This window comes from Streptomyces sp. SYP-A7185 (assembly GCF_046103685.1).
GTDB lineage: Bacteria > Actinomycetota > Actinomycetes > Streptomycetales > Streptomycetaceae > Streptomyces.
Map to the genome: position 1 here is coordinate 4,391,602 of NZ_CP122310.1, position 18,175 is coordinate 4,409,776.

Below are 18,175 nucleotides of genomic sequence, written 5' to 3' on the forward strand. Positions count from 1 at the left end.
CTCGGCTTGTAATCGACGGAGAAAATGGGGCAGTCGCCATTGATTGGCCGAGCTGTCTCCGGAAACCCTTATTCATTGCCAGGCAAAAGCCAGACTGTCCGGTATGCGGGAACCGCAGCACTGTCCGTTTTGACCCGTTTCTAAATTTTCCCGTGCCTCTCCCCGCATTTCACATACCGGACTTCTCCCCGCCTCTCAGCCGGGCCACACGATCGACTGGAGCTCGCTGTACGCGTGCAGCGCGTACGACCCCACGTCCCGGCCCACCCCGCTCTTCTTGAACCCGCCGAACGGCGCCTCCATGTTCCGGGCGATCGTGTTGACGCCGACCCCGCCCGCCCGCAGCCGCCGCGCGACCCGGAAGGCGCGCGCCACGTCACCGGACCAGACGTAGTCCAGGAGGCCGTAGTCGCTGTCGTTGGCCAGGGCGATGCCCTCCTCCTCGTCGTCGAAGGGGACCACCACCACGACCGGCCCGAAGATCTCCTCCCGGACCACCCGCATGTCGTTCGTGCAGTCCGCGAGCAGCGTCGGCGCGACGTAGAAGCCGCGCTCAAGGCCCGGTCCCGCCGGGCGCTCGCCGCCCGCCACCAGCCGCGCACCCTCCTTGCGGCCCAGCTCCACGTACGACTCGATGCGGTCGCGGTGGGCCGCCGAGATCACCGGGCCGACGATCGTCCCCTTCTCCCGGGGGTCGCCGACCTTCATGAAGGCGATGTAGCCCGTCAGCTTCTCGATCAGGGCGTCGCAGACGGACCGGTGGGCGATCACCCGCGTCGGGGCCGTGCAGATCTGGCCGCTGTAGAAGGAGAACGTCGTCCCGATGCCCGCGACCGCCGAGTCCAGGTCCGCGTCCTCGAAGACGAGCGCCGCGCCCTTGCCGCCCAGCTCCATCAGCTGGCGTTTCATGTCCCGGCCGCACACCTCGGCGATCCGCTGCCCCACCGCCGTCGAGCCGGTGAAGCTGACCATGTCGACGTCCGGTGCGTCGACGGCCGCCTCGCCCACACCGGGGCGCGCGCCGCTCACCACGTTCACCACGCCCGGGGGCGCCCCGGCCTCCTGAAGGGCCGCCGCCATCCGGTACACCGACAGCGGGTCCTGCGGGGCGGGCTTCACGACCACGGTGTTGCCCATGGCCAGGGCGGGCGCCACCTTGCCCGCCGGGTTGGCCCACGGGTTGTTGTACGAGGTGATGCAGGTGACGACACCCACCGGCTGGCGCACGGTGAGCGCCCCCACGACGCCCGCCTTGCCCATCGGCCCCGCCTCGTTGATCTGCGGGGGCAGGCCCTCCTCGACCGGTTCCAGGGCGCCCTTCGCGTACCGCTTGAAGCGGGCCACCGCCACCGCCACCTGCATGCCCCGTGCCGTGCCGGTCGTCGCGCCGCTCTCGGCCTGGGCGAGGTCCGCGTACGCGGCGAGGTCACGCTGCATGATCGCTGCGGCGCGGTCCAGGACGGCGGCCCGCTCCTCGGGGGTGGTGCGCGACCAGGTGGCGAAGGCATCGCGGGCGGCGCGGGCGGCTTCGTGCACCTGCGCGCGGGTCGCCTCGGGCGCCAGGCCCACGACCTCTTCCGTCGCCGGGTTGATCACCTCGTAGTGCCCGCCGTCGGGCTCGGTCCACTCGCCGCCGATGAACAGCCGCCGGCCTTGTGTCGGTTCGGTGCCTTGCGTCGGTTCGGCGCCCTGCGTCGGCCCGGCGCTCACTTGGTGCTCACCGTCCTGGTGTCCCGGCCCGAGCGCAGCACCGTGCCGGGCGTCGCGCCGGTCACCCGGTCCTCGCGGATCGCCTCGACGCCGTTGACCCAGACGGCGTTGACGCCGAGGGCCTTGGAGTCCAGGCGCGGGCTGTCGCCGGGCAGGTCGTGCACGAGCGTGGCCTTGCCCGCGTCGATGCGCTCGGGGTCGAAGAGGACGAGGTCGGCGTGGAAGCCCTCCTCGATCCGGCCCCGCTCGCGCAGCCCGAAGAGCTGGGCGGGGTCGTCGGTGAGCATCTTGACCGCCGCTTCGAGACCGACGAGCTTGCGCCCGCGCAGACAGTCACCGATGAACCGGGTCGTGTACGGGGCGCCGCACATGCGGTCCAGGTGCGCGCCCGCGTCGGAGCCGCCCAGCAGGACGTCCTCGTGCTGCCAGGTCTCCTGGCGCAGGGCCCACGAGTCGGGGTCGTTGTCGGAGGGCATGGGCCACAGGACCGTACGCAGGTCGTCGTTGGCGCAGATCTCGACGAGGCACTGGAAGGCCTCCTGGCCGCGCTCGGCGGCGATGTCGGCGACGACGCGGCCGGTGAGGCCCTCGTTCTCCTTGGAGTAGGTGTCCCCGATGACGTACCGGTCGAAGTGCGCGAGCCGCCGGAAGACGCCGGCTTCCTTGCTGTCGGCGCGGCGCAGCATCTCGCCCCTGACGTCCGGGTCGCGCAGCTTGGCGATGCGCTCGGGGACGGGCAGGCCGAGGACGTCGCCCCAGCCGGGGATGAGGTTCAGGGCGCAGAACGTGCCGAGCGACATGTTCATGGGGGTGAGGATCGGCATGGTGAGGGCGACGATCCGGCCGCCTGCCTCGCGGGCGCGCTCGCTGGGGATCAGCTGGCGCGGGACGCGTTCGGGGACGGCGGCGTCGATGGTGAGGACGTTCCAGTTGAGGGGCCGGCCCGCGGCGGCGCTCATCTCGACGAACAGGTCGATCTCGTCGTCGCTGAACTGGTCGAGGCAGCCCGCGACGATCGCTTCGAGCTGGGTGCCCTCGTGTTCGCCGACGGCCCGGCTGAGCGCGAGCAGTTCGCCGGGCTTCGCGTGCCGGGAGGCCACGGGCCGTCCGTCGCCGTCGGAGTGCGTGGAGGACTGGGTGGTGGACAGGCCCCAGGCTCCGGCGTCCATGGCGTCGTGGAAGAGCCGCAGCATCTCGTCCAGCTGCTCGGGGGTGGGCTGCCCGCCGACCGCGTCCGCGCCCATGACGTACCGGCGCAGCGCGCAGTGTCCCACCATGAAACCGGCGTTGACGGCGACCCGGCCCTCCAGGGCGTCGAGGTACTCGCCGAAGGAGCTCCACGTCCAGGGCGCGCCTTCTTCGAGGGCCACCAGCGACATGCCCTCGACCTTGGACATCATGCGCCGCGTGTAGTCGGCGTCCTCGGGGCGCGCGGGGTTCAGGGGCGCGAGGGTGAAGCCGCAGTTGCCCCCGGCGACGGTGGTGACACCGTGGTTCAGGGAGGGGGTCGCGTAGGGGTCCCAGAAGAGCTGGGCGTCGTAGTGCGTGTGCGGGTCGACGAATCCGGGCGCGAGGATGCGCCCGCGGGCGTCCTCGCTGGTCCGGCTCTCCTCGGCGACGGTCCCCGGCTCGGCGATGACGGCGATGCGGCCGTCGCGGATGCCGACGTCGGCGGTGTACGCGGGGGCGCCGGTCCCGTCTACTACGGTCGCGCCCTTGATGAGGTGATCAAGCATGGCGGGGAAGGTCCCCCTTCGGAGAACGGGTGGGTGAGAGGGAGCGGACACGCCCGAAGGGCGTGCGGGGGCCCCGGCTCCCGTCCGGGAAGGGGAAGCCGGGGCGGTCAGGGCCGGCGGCTCAACCGCCGGAGGCACCCCGCATGCGGGAGGTCCGGTGCACGGGATCCGTGTCGATCTTCGGGATCACGTGCTCACCGATCAGCTTGATCGTGTTCTTCGTGTCCTCGGGCGAGATCCCGATCGGAAGCCCGAAGCTGAGCTGGTCGGCACCGGCCTGCTCCCACCGCTTGCACTGGGTGAGCACCTCGTCCGGGTCGCCGCAGATCATCAGCTCCTCGGCGATGAGCAGCTCGATGATCTCCTCGCTGTACTCGGGGAGCAGCTCGGGCCACTCGGGGATGCCCTCGGGGCGCGGGAAGGTGTCGTGGTAGCGGAAGAGCAGGGACTGGAGGTAGTTCAGCCCGCCGCTGACCGCGATCTCGACGGCCTTCTTGTGGGTCTCGGCGCAGATGGCCGTCGAGGTGACCATGACGTTGTCGTTGACGAAGTCACCGACGGGTTCGGCCTGTTTGACGGCCGTCTTGTACGAGTCGAGGACCCACTCCATGTCGGAGACCTTCTGCACGCTGAAGCCCAGGACCCCGAGCCCCTTCTTCCCGGCCATCGCGTACGAGGGCGGGGACCCGGCGGCGTACCACATGGCCGGGTGCGACTTCCCGTACGGCTTGGGCAGGATCTTGCGGGGCGGCAGCGACCAGTGCTTGCCCTGGAAGCCGACGTACTCGTCCTGGAGCCACATCTTGGGGAACTCGGCGATGGTCTCTTCCCAGAGTTCCTTGGTGTGGTTCATGTCGGTGATGCCCGGCATGAAGCCGAGTATCTCGTGTGACCCGGCGCCGCGGCCCGACCCGAACTCGAAGCGGCCTTCGGAGAGATGGTCGAGCATGGCGACCTTCTCGGCGACCTTGACCGGGTGGTTCACCGGGGCGAGCGGGTTGAAGATCCCGGAGCCGAGGTGGATGCGGTCGGTCGCGTGGGCGAGATAGCCGAGGAAGACGTCGTTGGCGGAGAGGTGCGAGTACTCCTCCAGGAAGTGGTGTTCGGAGGCCCAGGCGTACTTGAAGCCGGACTTGTCCGCCTGGATGACGTACTCGGTCTCCTCGATGAGCGCCTTGTGCTCTGCTTCGGGGTCGACCTTGGCCCGCTTGGCGGGCACGTATCCCTGTACAAAGAGACCGAATTCCAAGGAGGTTCACCATCCTCGTGAGTATCTGACGAACCGTCAGATTGTGATGCGTCGACTGTTCCACCGGCCGCGGGGACCGTCAATACCCGGGGCCACGCTTACTGACGAACCGTCAGGCCTGTCATTGGACCCGCCCGTGGACCCGCCCTCGGGCCCGTCAGCCGATGCTGACCCCCGCGAGCCATCCCCCGTCGATGACGAACGGCTGCCCGGTGATGTACGCCGAGTCGCCCCCGGTCAGGAAGAGCGCGAGCGCGGCCACCTCCTCGGGCCTGCCGATCCGGCCGAGCGGCACGAGCTTCTTGTAGAACTCGTCGACGGCCCCGGAGTCCGCGGGACCGGCGGCCGGGTCGAGCTGCGCCGGGTTGGTCATCGGGGTGTCCACCGCCCCCGGGCAGACGGCGTTGACGCGGATGTTCTTGGCCGCAAGCTCCAGCGCGGCGACCCGGGTGAGGCCGAGGATCGCGTGCTTGCTCGCGGCGTACGCGCCGACGTACGCCAGCCCCGTCAGCGCCGTGTACGAGGCCGTGTTCACGATGGTCCCGCCGCCGGCGGCCGCGATCTCGGGCGCCACGTTGCGGATGCCGAGGAAACAGCCGACCTGGTTGACCTGGACAATCTGCTGGAACTCCTCCAGCGGAGTGTTGACCAGTTCGTTGAAGCGCAGGATCCCGGCGTTGTTGACCAGACCGTCGATCTTCCCGAAGGCATCCTTGGCCGCGCCGACCGCCGCGATCCAGTCGGCCTCCTGGCTGACGTCGAGGTGCACGTACTTGGCGACGTCCGCGCCGAGCTCCTTGGCGAGGGCCTCACCCTGCTCGTCGAGCACGTCACCGACGACGACCCGCGCCCCCTCGGCGGCGAAGAGCCGCGCCTCCTGCTCACCCTGCCCGCGCGCCGCACCGGTGACGATGACGACGCGTCCGTCCAGCTTGCCCATACGAGTCTCCTTGAATGATGGCGAGTGATGGCGAGTGATTGGCGAGTGATGGCGAGTGATTGGCCAGTGATGGCGTCAGGGGTGCCCGGGGCGCGGCGGGCACCCGGGGTGGGGGTCGGCCGGGCACGGAGGTTCCGCTCAGGGAGGTTCCGGGCACGGAGGTTCCGGGCACGGAGGTTCCGGGCACGGAGGTTCCGGTGAACGGAGGTTCCGTGCCCGGTTTCTCAGTTGAGATGCGGGGCGACCTCGGCGGCGAAGGCAGCCATCTGGTCGGTGAGTTCGGTGCGGCCACGGCTGCGGAACCGCACCTGGATCTGCTGCACCCCCATGGCCCCGTACGCGCGCAGCGACTCCGCGAGGACGTCCGGCTTCCCGCTCAGGGTGCGCCGGCCCACGGACCAGCCGGGCTCCCCCACGTACAGGGGCTCGGCGATCGCGCCCACGACGATGGGCTCCGCGACCCCCGCCTCCTCGCGCAGCCGCTTGAGCCGGGCGATCTGCGCGGGCAGCTCGTCGCGCGGATCGCCCTGCGGCAGCCAGCCGTCACCGCGCACGGCGGCCCGGCGGACGGCGGCGGGCGACGAGCCGCCCACCCAGATGGGCACGCGCTCCTGCGCGGGGCGCGGCTGCTGGCCCAGATCGCTGAAGTCGAAGCGCTCGCCGTGGTGTTCGGGGTACTCCTCGGGCCCCAGCGCGGCCCTCAGCGCGTCGATGCTCTCGTCGAGGACGGGCCCGCGGCCCGCGAAGTCCGCGCCGACGGCGTCGAACTCCTCCCGCACGTGACCGGCCCCCACCCCGAGGATCAGCCGCCCGCCGCTGAGCCGGTCCACGGTGGCGTACTGCTTGGCGCCGACGAGCGGATGCCGCAGCCCGACGACGGCGACGTGGCTCATCAGCCGTACGTTCTCGGTGATCCCGGCGAGGAAGGAGAGCGTGGCCACCGGGTCGTACCAGACGGTGCTCATGGCGTCGGCGAGCCGCCGCGGAATGGCCACGTGGTCACAGCTCGCGATGTACGCGAAGCCGCCGCGGTCGGCGGCGCGGGCGATCTCGGCGAGATCGCCGACGCCGGCGTCCGCCTCCCACGCCTCGGCGTACATGACGCTCTGCGACTGGATCGGGAGCTGCATCCCGTAGACCAGTCGCCCCTGCGGGAAAATGTGCGCCAGCGCGTTGGCAGCCATGGGAACCCGACCCCTCACCTTGATCTGACGGTCTGTCATATACGGCGACGGAACTCATCGTCGTAGCTGACGGTCCGTCAGGCAAGGGGTGGGAGGGGAAGGACTGGGCGCGGGGCGCACGCGGACCCTCTCCGCCACCCGGCGGGGCACGTGCGCCGCTGCGGCCCCTTTCGCCGCGTGGCGGTGCACGTGTGGCGCCGCGAGCCCCGGGTACGCGCCCGTACGCCCCGGGCCCCGCCTGCGGGTACGCGTCCCTACGCCCCGGGCCCCGCCCACAGCCCGTCGTCCGTGAGCCCCAGCAGGTCGATCGCGTTGCCCCGCACGATGCGGTCCACGACGTCCGGCGCCAGGTGCCCCATCTGGGACTCGCCGACCTCCCGGGACTTCGGCCACGTCGAGTCGGAGTGCGGGTAGTCGGTCTCGTACAAGACGTTCCCCACACCGATCGCGTCGAGGTTCTTCAGCCCGAAGGCGTCGTCGAAGAAGCAGCCGTAGACGTGCTCGGTGAAGAGCTCGGACGGCGGCCGGTGCACCTTGTCGGCGACCCCGCCCCAGCCGCGGTTCTCCTCCCAGACCACGTCCGCGCGCTCCAGGATGTACGGGATCCACCCGATCTGCCCCTCGGCGTACATGATCCGCAGGTTCGGAAAGCGCTCGAACTTGCCGCTCATCAGCCAGTCGACCATCGAGAAGCAGCAGTTGGCGAACGTGATCGTGGACCCCACGGCGGGCGGCGCGTCCGCGGACGTGCTCGGCATCTTGCTGCTCGACCCGATGTGCATGGCGATGACGGTGCCGGTCTCGTCGCAGGCCCGCAGGAAGGGGTCCCACTCGTCCGTGTGGATGGAGGGCAGGCCCAGGTGGGGCGGTATCTCGGAGAAGGCGACGGCCCGCACGCCGCGGGCGGCGTTGCGGCGGACCTCGGCGGCGGCGAGCTCGGCGTCCCAGAGCGGAATGAGGGTGAGCGGGATGAGCCGGCCCCGCGCGTCCGGGCCGCACCACTCCTCCACCATCCAGTCGTTGTAAGCGCGCACCCCGAGCAGGCCCAGCTCGCGGTCCTTGGCCTCGGTGAACGTCTGCCCGCAGAAGCGGGGGAAGGTGGGGAAGCAGAGGGCGGACTGGACGTGGTTCACGTCCATGTCGGCGAGGCGGTCGGGCACGCTGAAGGAGCCCGGGCGCATCTGCTCGTAGGTGATGACCTCCAGTTTGATCTCGTCCCTGTCGTACCCGACGGCGGTGTCGAGGCGGGTGAGGGGGCGGTGCAGGTCTTCGTAGACCCACCAGTCGCCGATCGGGCCGTCATCCCCCTTCGCGCCCATGACGGGAGCGAACTTCCCGCCCATAAAGGTCATTTCCTTCAGCGGTGCACGGACGACGCGCGGCCCGCTGTCCTGGTACTTCGACGGAAGCCGGTCCCGCCACACGTGGGCGGGCTCAACGGTGTGGTCGTCCACCGAGATGATCCTCGGGAACGTCGGCAAGGTCTCAGTAGTCTCCATGTGCTCGACGGTAGCGCTAATCTGACGATCCGTCAGCTCCCTGTCGGGGATCCGTCGGCCACCGCGCATCCGATCTCAGGCCGTCCGCCGGCCGCCCGCTTGCCGCCCGTCGGCCGCCCGCCGGCCATCCGATCTCCGGTCGTCCCCCCACCGCCACCCGGCCACCACCCGGCCGTCACCCCGCCGCCCATCCGCCCTCCGCCCGCCCTCCACCCGCCCGGCCCCCACCGGACGGCGAGTGCGTGGACCCTGTGAGAGCCGTCTCGCACAGCTGACGCATCCGCCATGAACAAGGCAAACTGGCGGGGAACAAGGACCAGGTAAAAACGGAACCAGACAAAGAGCGACAATCGCGGGCAGGGCAGACCCGCGGCGCACGACCAGGCACGGCGACGGCCGGGTACGTCAGGGCAGCAGGGGGAGCGATGGACGGTGTACCGCGAGTACCGGACCAGCGACGTCCGGCCCCGGGGAACGCCCCCGAGGAACTGAGACCGCACTTCAGCGTGCTCGGGCCCGTACGCGCATGGCACGGCACCGAACAGCTCTCCATGGGCTCTCCGCAGCAGCGCGCGCTGCTCGCGGCGCTCCTCCTGCGCGACGGCCGCACCGCCACCGCACACGAACTGATCGACGCCCTCTGGGGCGACGAACCGCCCTCCCAGGCACTGGCCGCCGTCCGCACCTACGCCTCACGGCTGCGCAAGGTCCTGCCCGCCGGAGTCCTGGTCAGCGAATCCGGCGGCTACGCGATCGCGGTCGCCGACGGCGCACTGGACCTGGCACTCGCCGAAGACCTCTGGGCGGAAGCGGAGAAAGCACGCGGCGTCGCCGACCTCTGCCAAGCCCGTTCCCTGGTCAACAAAGCACTCGGCCTCTGGGACGGCGAACCCCTGGCCAACGTCCCCGGGCCGTACGCCGAAACGGAACGTACGCGCCTGGAGGAATGGCGCCTCCAGCTCCTCGAATCCCGCCTCGACATGGACCTGGAAGTCGGCTGCCACGCCGAGGCCGTCTCCGAACTCACCGCCCTCACCGCCGCCCACCCCCTGCGCGAACGCCTCCGCGAACTCCTCATGCTGGCGCTCTACCGCAGCGGACGGCAGGCCGAAGCCCTCGCCGTCTACGCGGACACCCGCCGCCTCCTGGCCGACGAACTCGGCGTGGACCCGCGCCCCGGCCTCAAAGAACTCCAGCAGCGGATCCTGCGCGCCGACCCGGCACTCGCCGAACCCTCCGCGGCCGCCCCCGAACCCGCCGCCGCCGTCGTGCGCCCCGCACAGCTCCCCGCCACCGTGCCCGACTTCACCGGCCGCGCCTCCTTCGTCACCGAACTGAGCGAGATCCTCTCCGCCGCCGAAGGCCGCGTCATGGCGGTCTCCGCCCTCGCGGGCATCGGCGGCGTCGGCAAGACGACCCTCGCCGTCCACGTCGCCCACGTGGCACGCGCATCCTTCCCCGACGGCCAGCTGTACGTGGACCTCCAAGGCGCCGGCGCCCGCGCCGCCGAACCCGAAACCGTGCTCGGCGCGTTCCTGCGGGCCCTCGGCACCGCCGACTCCGCCATCCCGGACTCCCTGGAGGAACGCGCCGCGCTCTACCGGTCCGTGCTCGACGGCCGCCGGGTCCTAGTGGTCCTGGACAACGCGCGCGACGCCGCCCAAGTACGCCCGCTGCTGCCGGGCATGGAAGGCTGCGCCGCCCTCGTCACCAGCCGCATCCGGATGGTCGACCTGGCCGGGGCACACCTGGTGGACCTGGACGTCATGTCCCCCGAGGAAGCCCTCCTCCTCTTCACCCGGATCGTCGGCGAAGAGAGGGTGACGTCCGAACGCGAAGCCGCCCTCGACGTGGTCGCGGCCTGCGGCTTCCTCCCCCTGGCGATCCGCATCGCCGCCTCGCGCCTCGCGGCCCGCCGTACCTGGACCGTCTCCACGCTCGCCGCGAAGCTCGCCGACGAGCGGCGCCGCCTGGACGAACTCCAGGCGGGCGACCTCGCGGTCAAAGCCACCTTCGAACTGGGCTACGGCCAACTGGAACCCGCCCAGGCACGCGCGTTCCGCCTCCTGGGCCTCGCCGACGGCCCCGACCTCTCCCTCGCCGCGGCCGCCGCGATCCTCGACCGCCCCACGGAGGAAACAGAAGACCTCCTGGAATCCCTGGTCGACACCTCCCTGGTCGAATCAGCGGCCCCGGGCCGCTACCGCTACCACGACCTCGTCCGGCTCTACGCGCGTGCCTGCGCAGAACGCGAACTCCCGCCAACAGACCGAGAAACAGCGATGTCCCGCCTCTTGGACTTCTACTTGGCGACGGCGGCAGGGGTCTACGCCCTGGAACGCCCGGGCGACCGACTCGTGGATCACCTCGCCCCGACCAAGTACGCGGGCCTGTCGTTCGACGACCGGCACAAGGCTCTGGGCTGGCTCTACACCGAGGCGAACTGCCTGCTGGCCTGCGCACAACAAGCCGCGAAGGGCGCCAGCCTCCAGCGGGCGGTCGACCTCCTGTGGGCCTCACAGGACCTCGCGGAATCCGGCGCCAACTCCAAGCAGTACGAGACCGTCGCCCTGTCCGCACGGGACGCGGCCCAGGCCTCCGGCGACGCCCGTACGGAAGGCCGGGCACGGACGACGATCACCAACGTCCACCTCGTCTCAGGCCGCTACGACGACGCGGACGAAGAGGCCCGCCTGGCCGCGCTGCTCGCATCGGCGGCCGGAGACCGCACGCCGGTCTACTGGGCCTCGAACGACCGCGGCATCATCGCCCTGAACCAAGGGCGCTACGCGGACGCGGAAGAGCACCTGCTGCGGGCGATCGACGGCGCCCGGGCGGACGAGAGCCGTCCCAACGAAGCCAGCGCCCTGTGCAACCTCTCCCGCATGCACCTCTTCATGGGGCACACCTCACGCGCCATAGAGCTCGCCCAGCAGGGCATCGATATCTACGACCGCATCGGGCACACTCTGCGCCTCGCCAACGCCCAGTACGCCCTCGGCATCGCGCTGACCCAGGCCGGCCGCCACTCGGAGGCGCTGGGGCAACTCTTCGAAGCCCTGCACAAGTTCGAGACGAACCGGCAGCGGCTCTGGGAGGGCACGGCCCACTTCCGCATCGCTCAGGCCCACCTGGAAGCCGCGCGTTCGACCCAGGCAGCCCAGCACGCGGAACAGGCCCTGGCCATCGGCTGCATCGGCGGCGACAGGACACGGGCCCACGTCCTGACGACCCTGGGCAAGGCACTGGACCGACTCGGGCAGACGGACCGCGCCCGGGCATGCTGGCTGGAGTCTCTCTCGCTGTACGAACAGTGCGGAGCAGCAGAAGCGGACACGGTACGCGGCCTGCTCACCCCCCTCACAGCAGCCTGACCCAAGCCCCTCCACGCCGGAAACCACCCAGCTCCCCGGGGCCCGAGCCACCCCACTCCCGGGGCCCGAGCCGCCCACGCCCATGGCCCGAGCCACCCTGCTCGTCGGCCCAAGCCGGCCCGCCCACCGGCCCGAGCCATCCCACCCGTCGGCCCCACCCGCCGACCTGAGCCATCCCACTCGCCGGCCTGAGCCATCCCACCCCCCGACCCGAGCCGATGCATCGGCGGCGTTCATCGATTGTTTATGCCCACCATGCATGCTGAAAGCAGTCGATCCGTCGCGTCGGGGGGCAGACGGGTCGCCGGGAGCCTTACCTCTCGGGTGAGCGTTCCACCCGCCCCCTGTCCGGCGGTCCTCGGGGGAGTCGCCGGACAGGGGCGTTCTATATAGTTGCCCGCCGCCGACATCTCAGGAGTTGACAGCAATGAGCGACGCAGCGAAGAAGAAGGACGCCATCACCACGCAGGGCGACCACCACAGCCCCGCCCCGCCGGCCGACGGCGCCATCACGACGCTCGGCGACCACCACAGCCCCACACCTCCCGCCGACGGCACCGTCACCACGCAGGGCGACCACCACAGCCCCGCCCCGCCGGCGAAGGACTGAAGACTTCCATCCTGACGGGGGGGATCGGCCGCGGTGGCGCGGAGGGGAAGCCACCGCGGCCGATGCATGCCTGGAGCCGTGCGGGGGCTCGGCTCAGGCGAAACCCCCGCACGGGGGGGCCGGTGGCCGGCTCAGGCGGCCACCGGTACGGGGGCAGGGGTCGTCTGGTCCGTCTGAGACGGACCAGACGACCCACCGGCATCGAGACCGACCGGGCGGCTGCACCGACCAACGCTCAGCCAACGCCAGGGCCCGCTGCCCGGCCCCGGAACGGACCCGGGGCCAAGAGGCGCGGCGAGGGATCACCACAAACCGGCCGACGCAGGAACAACCCAAGTCGATAGGCGCCGTGGGCGAGGGGTCCCGGGGGGCCGGGGGCCAACGAGACCGCCGGTGCACGAAATCCCCCACCCGGCGAGAGCTGACGAACGTGGGCTGGTGCTGGCCCGAGACACGTGTGACTGAAGCGCCGAGCGCGACTGAAGCGTCTCCCCGGGCCACCCAAGCGACGCACATACCGCCCATATCACCCACATGAGGCACCACCCGACCCCCAACTGCAAGAAACTCCCAACCTCCCGCCCGACCAACGGCACGTCGCGGGACTTTCTTGCACCCCGCCCCCTGCCACACCCCTCCCCCGCTCCCACAGCCCCACCCCCACCCCCACCCAAGCCCCAAACCCAATCCCCCACCCACCGAAAGCCAACCGCCCACCGTCCCCCGTAGCGCCCACACCAGAAGAACAAATCCGCACCCGGCAGGACGCCTCCCCACCCACCGGAGCGAGCCCGCCCCCAGACAGCACCCCTCCCCCTGACGCCCACACCAGAAGAACCAGCCCGCACCCGGCAGGAAAACGGAACCACCCCTCCACCCCAGCCCTACGCCCCCTCCCCGGCCGCCCGGTCAACAGAAGCTCCTGCGGTGGAGGTGGGGCAGTCAAGGGTGGAGCGCAGCGGAATCGGCGCAGCCGACGCGACGCAGGAGCGCCCTTGACTGACCCGCCGGAACCGCCACACTCCGGAGCACCGGGCGGCCCCGGCCACCACCCCCCACAGGCCAACCAAAGCCTCGGGGGCCCCTCCCCCTCCCCTCCCTCCCCCCTCACCCACCCCCCGCCACCGCTGCCCTGACCCTCCTCACGAACGCCTCCGGTGCGCCGAAGACCTCGTCGGCGCCGAAGCGCAGTACCACCCGCACCTCAGGGCAAGAGGCGAGGTCGTTGTAGCGGGCCATGTCCCGGCGGTGGGCCTCGCGCGTGCCGTGATACGCGTAGCCCTCGATCTCCACGACCACGCCCACCCCCCGGAAGAGGAAGTCAGGGCGTAGTAGCCGGCCCGACGGGGTCAGCAACTCGGCCTGCGTCTCTGGGCGCAGCCCCGCGTCACGCATCCGAAGCCGCGCGACCGTCTCCGCCGGTGAACCCGCCCCCGGGTCGGCCAGCGTCAGCCACCGGTGCGCCCTTGCCACTCCCGGCGCTCCCGCCACCGGTGGTGTGTCCAACGCCTCGGCCACGGCCTCGATGCCGCCGATCAGCGGGCCCCGCCAGTGACGTCCGCCGTACCGGCGGCTGCTCAGTGCGGAGTCGAGGGCCACCAGGGCGTCTTCCCTGGGGCCGCCGCGCAGCAAGTCCACCAACGTACGCACGACCGTCGTGACCCTGAGGTCCCCCACCACGGTGATCTCGGCGGGCGGCAACGGAAGCCGGTGGACGCGGGCACCGACCTTGCGGCGCGTACCCAGCGGGTCCGTGAACTCCAGCTCCTCCCGCAGTACTTCGATACGCCACAGCACCGCCGCCGACCGGTGGCTCGCGACCAGGCCCGGTGTCGTCAACTGCCCGGCCCAGAGCCGCACCGGCAGATCGAGCGCCCGCCCCGGCTCCGCCCAGCCGCCGCCCGGGATGCGCGTCCACCCCTCAGCGGCAAGGCTTCTGGACAGCGTGCTCGCCGCCCAACCCGCCTCCTTGGCCCATCCCGTGAGCAGCACCCCCTCTACGGCCAACTCCCGCAGGTCCCTCACGTCCCGCAGGCCCCGCAGGCCCCGGCGATCCCTCAGATCTCTCAGTCCGGCCCGTCCACCTCCACCTTCACCAGCCCCACCTCCCTTGCCCTTCCGCTCCCTCGAACGACCCATGACTCAAGGCTGCCGCACATCGGCCGACGACGAATCAGCCTGTGGATATCCCCGCCTCTGTGGATAACCGCGGGTTCTTCCTCCACCCCAACCGGCCTCCCACTCCAACCCGACACCGGCCCAACCCGACACCGGCCCAACGCACATGGCAGGAAAGGAGGGGTGCTCGTCATTGCCGACACCCGCAGCCTTCACAAGACTTGAGCCACAGCACGGACCCAAACAGAGCGGAACCGAACGGACCGGACCGGGTCGGAACGACACCTCACCGCACGACCCTGCAGGGCACCCCATCGCACCTCACCCCGAAAGGCACCCCATGCAGATCGCCATCGTCCTCTACGACAAGTTCACCGTCCTCGACGCGATAGGTCCCTACCAGACCCTCTCCGGGCTTCCCGGCGCCGAAGTCGTCTTCGTCGCCGAGGAGGCGGGCCCCGTCCTCGACGACGCCCGGAACCTCTCCCTCGTCGCCACGAAGTCCCTCGCCGAGGTCACCAGCCCGGACATCGTCGTCGTACCCGGCAGCCCCGAGCCGGACCTCAAGAGCGAGGCCCTCCTCGGGTGGCTGCGTGCCGTCGACGCCACCACCACCTGGACGACCTCCGTCTGCACCGGCTCCCTCATCCTCGCGGCCGCGGGCCTCCTCAAGGGCCGTCGTGCCACGTCCCACTGGCTGGCGCTCGAACAGATCAAGCAGTTCGGTGTCGACTCGACGGGCCAGCGCGTCGTCTTCGACGGGAAGTACGTCACCGGCGCGGGCGTCTCCGCCGGGATCGACATGGGCCTCACGCTCGCCGGCAAGATCGCGGGCGACGAGCACGCGCAGACCGTCCAACTGCTCATCGAGTACGACCCTCAGCCCCCGTACGACGCCGGCTCCCCGGAAAAAGCTCCCGCCGCACTGGTGGAGAAGTTCAAGGCACAGAACGTCCAGACTGTTTAGGCCGTTCAGAGCGTTCAGAACCCCTACGACATGCAGGGCGACCAGGACAGGCAGTACAGGCAGAACGTGTCCTAGCCGTGTCCCGTACGGGCCGTGCGCGTCACGCGGGCGTGGCAGAGTCTTCGGCATGGTCCACACGGTCTGCATGGGCACCTCAACTCGGCGGAGGCGCCTCCGCGCGGTGTCCGCTCTCCTCATGGCCACCGCCACGGCCGCCACCATGGCCTCCCTCACCGGCTGCGGCGAGCAGCGGCACGGCGCCACCGCCGGCTCCGCCACCACCTCGCCCCCGACCGCGTCCCCATCAAGCCCTGGCGCGTCCCCGTCGGGTCCTGATGCTTCGCCGTCGGGTCCCGGGGCTTCCCCCTACGTGGAACCCGGCGTCGTGGACGGTGCGCCCCACAACGGGGAGAACAACGCCTACCGCCGCCCCGGCGACATGTCCCCGGCGAGCGAGGAAGCCGCCCAGGCCGAGGCCGCCCGTATGCAACCCGTCCTCAAGCGGCTGCACAGCAAGGGCAAGTGGGACTTGGAGAGCGTTCGGGCGGCTCTCACCGGCGAGCTCCACTACAAGATCCTGAAGTCGGACAGCAAGGGCAAGATCCTCGGCGGTGAACTCATCGTCCAGAACATGCGCTCCCGCTACAAGAACGGCGAGTACGTCGTCCCGGAGGGCACCATGATCGGCCTGCGCGTGCGCGTCGACGCCTGCGTCACCGCCTTCGTCCAGCCGACCAACTACGAAGCGAAGGCCAACGGCCCCTTCATGGAAACCGGCTGCATGGAGCCCCCCGTCGGACACTGAGTCACGGAGTCACTGAGTCACCACGTCCAACCCTTCGCCCCTTCGCCCCTTCACCGCGTCACCCCTTCACCGCGTCACCCCTTCACCGCCCTCAGCCACTCCACCAGGATCCGGTTCACCTCGTACGCACGCTCCTGCTGCACCCAGTGCCCGCAGCCCTCGAGGATGTGTGAGGAGACCAGACCGGGCAGGGTCTGCGGGTACGCCTTGATCGCGTCGGCCATCCATGTCGTCGACGCGTCCTGGTCGCCGCCGATGAACAGTGACGGCTGGGGGATCGGCATTCCGTCCCACGCCGCCAGGTCCTCCCAGTCGCGGTCGACGTTGCGGTAGCGGTTGAGGGCGCCGGCGAGTCCCGTGCGCTCGAACTCGGCGGCGTAGACGTCGAGATCGGCTTCCGTCAGCCACGGCGGCAGTGCCTCCCCCTTCGGGAAGCGGTCCGACATCCTTCCGCCTCTCGTCACGAAGTGCAGGCTCCGGCCCTCCGCCGCCCCCAGCGATGACCGCGCCTTCTGCCATGACGTGTCGGCCGAAAGCCCCGCGTAGAACCCCGCGAGCCAGCCCCGCACATCCGGTTCGATCTCCGCCTCCGCCCTGCCTTCCTCCTGGAAGTAGCTGACGTAGAACTCCTCGCCCGCCCCCTCCCCTCCTGCTTCTCCGGACCCTCCAGCCTCTCCAGGCCCTCCCCGCCCTCCCGCCCCCTCGATGCGCGCGAAAGCGTCGGTCGGCCGGAAGCCGTTCCTCGGGGCGTAGGGAACGCTCAGCAAGCCCACCGCGGTGAAGACATCCGGCCTGAGCAGCGCCGAGTTGGCGGCGATGGGCGAGCCCCAGTCGTGGCCCACGACCGTCGCGGTCTCCGCGCCCAGCGCGCGGACGACTCCGACGTTGTCGGCCACGTGTGCCAGCATCCGGTACGCGTCCACCTCGCGCGGCTTGGACGAGCGCCCGTAGCCGCGTACGTCGATCGCCACGGCCCGGAAGCCGGCCTCGGCGAGGACCGGGAGCTGGTGGCGCCAGGAGTACCAGGACTCGGGGAAGCCGTGGACCAGGAGGACCAAGGGGCCCGTTCCCTGCTCCACCAGGTGGATCCTCCCGCCCGGTACGTCCACCAGTCGGTGCTGCTGGGGTGGGTGGTGCGTCATCGTTCCTCCCGTTTCCGCCGAGATCAGGACTGGCGGGCATGTACGAGTCAGGGCTGGCGGGCATGTACGAGTCAGGGCTGGCGGGCATGTACGAGTTCAGGGCTGGCGGGCATCTACGAGTTCAGGGCCGCCGTCATAGCCATGAAACACCGCAATGAAGACAGATCAGCTGCTATGCGTGCAGAACCTCTGCCCACTCCCTGATCCTCACCCCGGCCTTCCCCCGCCCGCGAGGAACTTTGCCGACCCGGCAAATTCGGGCGGGTCAGCGGGCGAGCCAGCGGGTGGGCCCCCAACCCCCACCACCCTCTTTTCCGCCACCCCGCCCCCAACAACCCCTATTCCATTGGACAGTCACCCCGCAGCTCACCGATCATGCCGCGCATGACCTCACTCGTGCGCCACCTCACGTTCGACTGTTCCGACGCCTACCGTCAGGCCACCTTCTGGGCCGAGATCCTCTCCGGGAAAATCGCCGAGGACGACTTCCCCGGGGACCCGGAGGCCCTGGTCACCGCCGAGGGGATCACCCTGCTCTTCGTGACCGTGCCCGAGGGGAAGACCATCAAGAACCGCGTGCACGTGGATCTTCAGCCGCAGGACCGCAGCCGTGACGAGGAGGTCGAGCGGGTCGTCGCGCTCGGCGCCAAGGTCGTGGGTGACCATCGGCTTCCGGACGGGCGCGGCTGGGTCACGCTCAGCGACCTCGAGGGCAACGAGTTCTGCATCGAGCGCAGCGCCGCCGAACGGGAAGCCACAGCCAAGTAGTGGCCCTCCCCGGCCCTCCCCGGCCCGCCCCGGCCCGCCCCGGCCCTCCCCGGACCACCCCTCCTGCCCCAGT

General features: G+C 70.6%; 13 protein-coding genes. 5 read left to right on the forward strand and 8 right to left on the reverse strand.

Going from position 1 to position 18,175, the window contains the following annotated elements; translation table 11 throughout:
- Positions 1-195: 195 nt before the first annotated feature.
- From QBL25_RS19120 to QBL25_RS19145, 6 genes are all read right to left on the reverse strand, one after another.
- The gene (locus tag QBL25_RS19120; protein ID WP_409062706.1) at positions 196-1,644 is read right to left on the reverse strand and encodes an aldehyde dehydrogenase family protein; all 1,449 of its coding nucleotides are present in this window, start codon (positions 1,642-1,644) and stop codon (positions 196-198) included.
- A gap of 62 nt (positions 1,645-1,706) precedes the next feature.
- Positions 1,707-3,446, reverse strand: coding sequence for an N-acyl-D-amino-acid deacylase family protein (locus tag QBL25_RS19125; protein WP_409058250.1), 1,740 nt, complete (start codon positions 3,444-3,446; stop codon positions 1,707-1,709).
- A gap of 121 nt (positions 3,447-3,567) precedes the next feature.
- The gene (locus tag QBL25_RS19130; RefSeq protein ID WP_409058251.1) at positions 3,568-4,695 is read right to left on the reverse strand and encodes an LLM class flavin-dependent oxidoreductase; all 1,128 of its coding nucleotides are present in this window, start codon (positions 4,693-4,695) and stop codon (positions 3,568-3,570) included.
- A 157-nt stretch (positions 4,696-4,852) separates the two neighbouring features.
- The gene (locus QBL25_RS19135) at positions 4,853-5,635 is read right to left on the reverse strand and encodes an SDR family NAD(P)-dependent oxidoreductase (RefSeq protein ID WP_409058252.1); all 783 of its coding nucleotides are present in this window, start codon (positions 5,633-5,635) and stop codon (positions 4,853-4,855) included.
- A 224-nt stretch (positions 5,636-5,859) separates the two neighbouring features.
- Positions 5,860-6,819, reverse strand: a complete 960-nt coding sequence (locus tag QBL25_RS19140) for an LLM class F420-dependent oxidoreductase (RefSeq protein ID WP_409058253.1) — start codon at positions 6,817-6,819, stop codon at positions 5,860-5,862.
- 254 nt (positions 6,820-7,073) lie between these two features.
- Positions 7,074-8,300: an amidohydrolase family protein gene (locus tag QBL25_RS19145; RefSeq protein ID WP_409062707.1), complete on the reverse strand. Its 1,227-nt coding sequence runs from the start codon at positions 8,298-8,300 to the stop codon at positions 7,074-7,076.
- A gap of 443 nt (positions 8,301-8,743) precedes the next feature.
- Here QBL25_RS19145 and QBL25_RS19150 point away from each other — a divergent pair, with 443 nt between their 5' ends.
- Both QBL25_RS19150 and QBL25_RS19155 read left to right on the forward strand, forming a co-directional pair.
- Positions 8,744-11,692 (forward strand): AfsR/SARP family transcriptional regulator, encoded by a 2,949-nt coding sequence (locus tag QBL25_RS19150; RefSeq protein WP_409058254.1) that lies wholly within the window; start codon positions 8,744-8,746, stop codon positions 11,690-11,692.
- Positions 11,693-12,119: 427 nt separating this feature from the next.
- Entirely contained in the window at positions 12,120-12,302 is a 183-nt protein-coding gene (locus QBL25_RS19155) for a sigma-like protein (protein ID WP_409058255.1), read from the forward strand.
- Between the two features lie 1,107 nt (positions 12,303-13,409).
- Here QBL25_RS19155 and QBL25_RS19160 read toward each other — a convergent pair.
- Positions 13,410-14,327 carry an endonuclease domain-containing protein gene (locus QBL25_RS19160; protein WP_409058256.1) on the reverse strand — a complete coding sequence of 306 codons (918 nt, stop codon included), beginning with the start codon at positions 14,325-14,327 and terminating at the stop codon, positions 13,410-13,412.
- Positions 14,328-14,760: 433 nt separating this feature from the next.
- Between QBL25_RS19160 and QBL25_RS19165 the strand changes: the two genes are divergently transcribed.
- Positions 14,761-15,387 (forward strand): DJ-1/PfpI family protein, encoded by a 627-nt coding sequence (locus tag QBL25_RS19165; RefSeq protein ID WP_409058257.1) that lies wholly within the window; start codon positions 14,761-14,763, stop codon positions 15,385-15,387.
- Positions 15,388-15,583: 196 nt separating this feature from the next.
- Positions 15,584-16,192: a hypothetical protein gene (locus QBL25_RS19170; protein ID WP_409058258.1), complete on the forward strand. Its 609-nt coding sequence runs from the start codon at positions 15,584-15,586 to the stop codon at positions 16,190-16,192.
- A gap of 74 nt (positions 16,193-16,266) precedes the next feature.
- Here QBL25_RS19170 and QBL25_RS19175 read toward each other — a convergent pair whose 3' ends face one another.
- On the reverse strand, positions 16,267-17,334 hold the full coding sequence (locus QBL25_RS19175) for an alpha/beta fold hydrolase (RefSeq protein ID WP_409058259.1): 1,068 nt from the start codon (positions 17,332-17,334) through the stop codon (positions 16,267-16,269).
- Between the two features lie 384 nt (positions 17,335-17,718).
- On the opposite strand from QBL25_RS19175, the gene QBL25_RS19180 reads away from it, so the two are divergent.
- Positions 17,719-18,102 (forward strand): VOC family protein, encoded by a 384-nt coding sequence (locus QBL25_RS19180; RefSeq protein WP_409058260.1) that lies wholly within the window; start codon positions 17,719-17,721, stop codon positions 18,100-18,102.
- The last annotated feature ends 73 nt before the right edge of the window (positions 18,103-18,175 follow it).

What these genes read in the sequence shown, in the direction of transcription:
- QBL25_RS19125 (WP_409058250.1), bottom strand. Translation starts at nt 3,446, where the DNA reads ATGCTTGATCACCTCATCAAGGGCGCGACCGTAGTAGACGGGACCGGC.
- QBL25_RS19135 (WP_409058252.1), bottom strand. Translation starts at nt 5,635, where the DNA reads ATGGGCAAGCTGGACGGACGCGTCGTCATCGTCACCGGTGCGGCGCGC.
- QBL25_RS19140 (WP_409058253.1), bottom strand. Translation starts at nt 6,819, where the DNA reads ATGGCTGCCAACGCGCTGGCGCACATTTTCCCGCAGGGGCGACTGGTC.
- QBL25_RS19150 (WP_409058254.1), top strand. Translation starts at nt 8,744, where the DNA reads ATGGACGGTGTACCGCGAGTACCGGACCAGCGACGTCCGGCCCCGGGG.
- QBL25_RS19155 (WP_409058255.1), top strand. Translation starts at nt 12,120, where the DNA reads ATGAGCGACGCAGCGAAGAAGAAGGACGCCATCACCACGCAGGGCGAC.
- QBL25_RS19165 (WP_409058257.1), top strand. Translation starts at nt 14,761, where the DNA reads ATGCAGATCGCCATCGTCCTCTACGACAAGTTCACCGTCCTCGACGCG.
- QBL25_RS19170 (WP_409058258.1), top strand. Translation starts at nt 15,584, where the DNA reads ATGGCCACCGCCACGGCCGCCACCATGGCCTCCCTCACCGGCTGCGGC.
- QBL25_RS19175 (WP_409058259.1), bottom strand. Translation starts at nt 17,334, where the DNA reads ATGACGCACCACCCACCCCAGCAGCACCGACTGGTGGACGTACCGGGC.
- QBL25_RS19180 (WP_409058260.1), top strand. Translation starts at nt 17,719, where the DNA reads ATGACCTCACTCGTGCGCCACCTCACGTTCGACTGTTCCGACGCCTAC.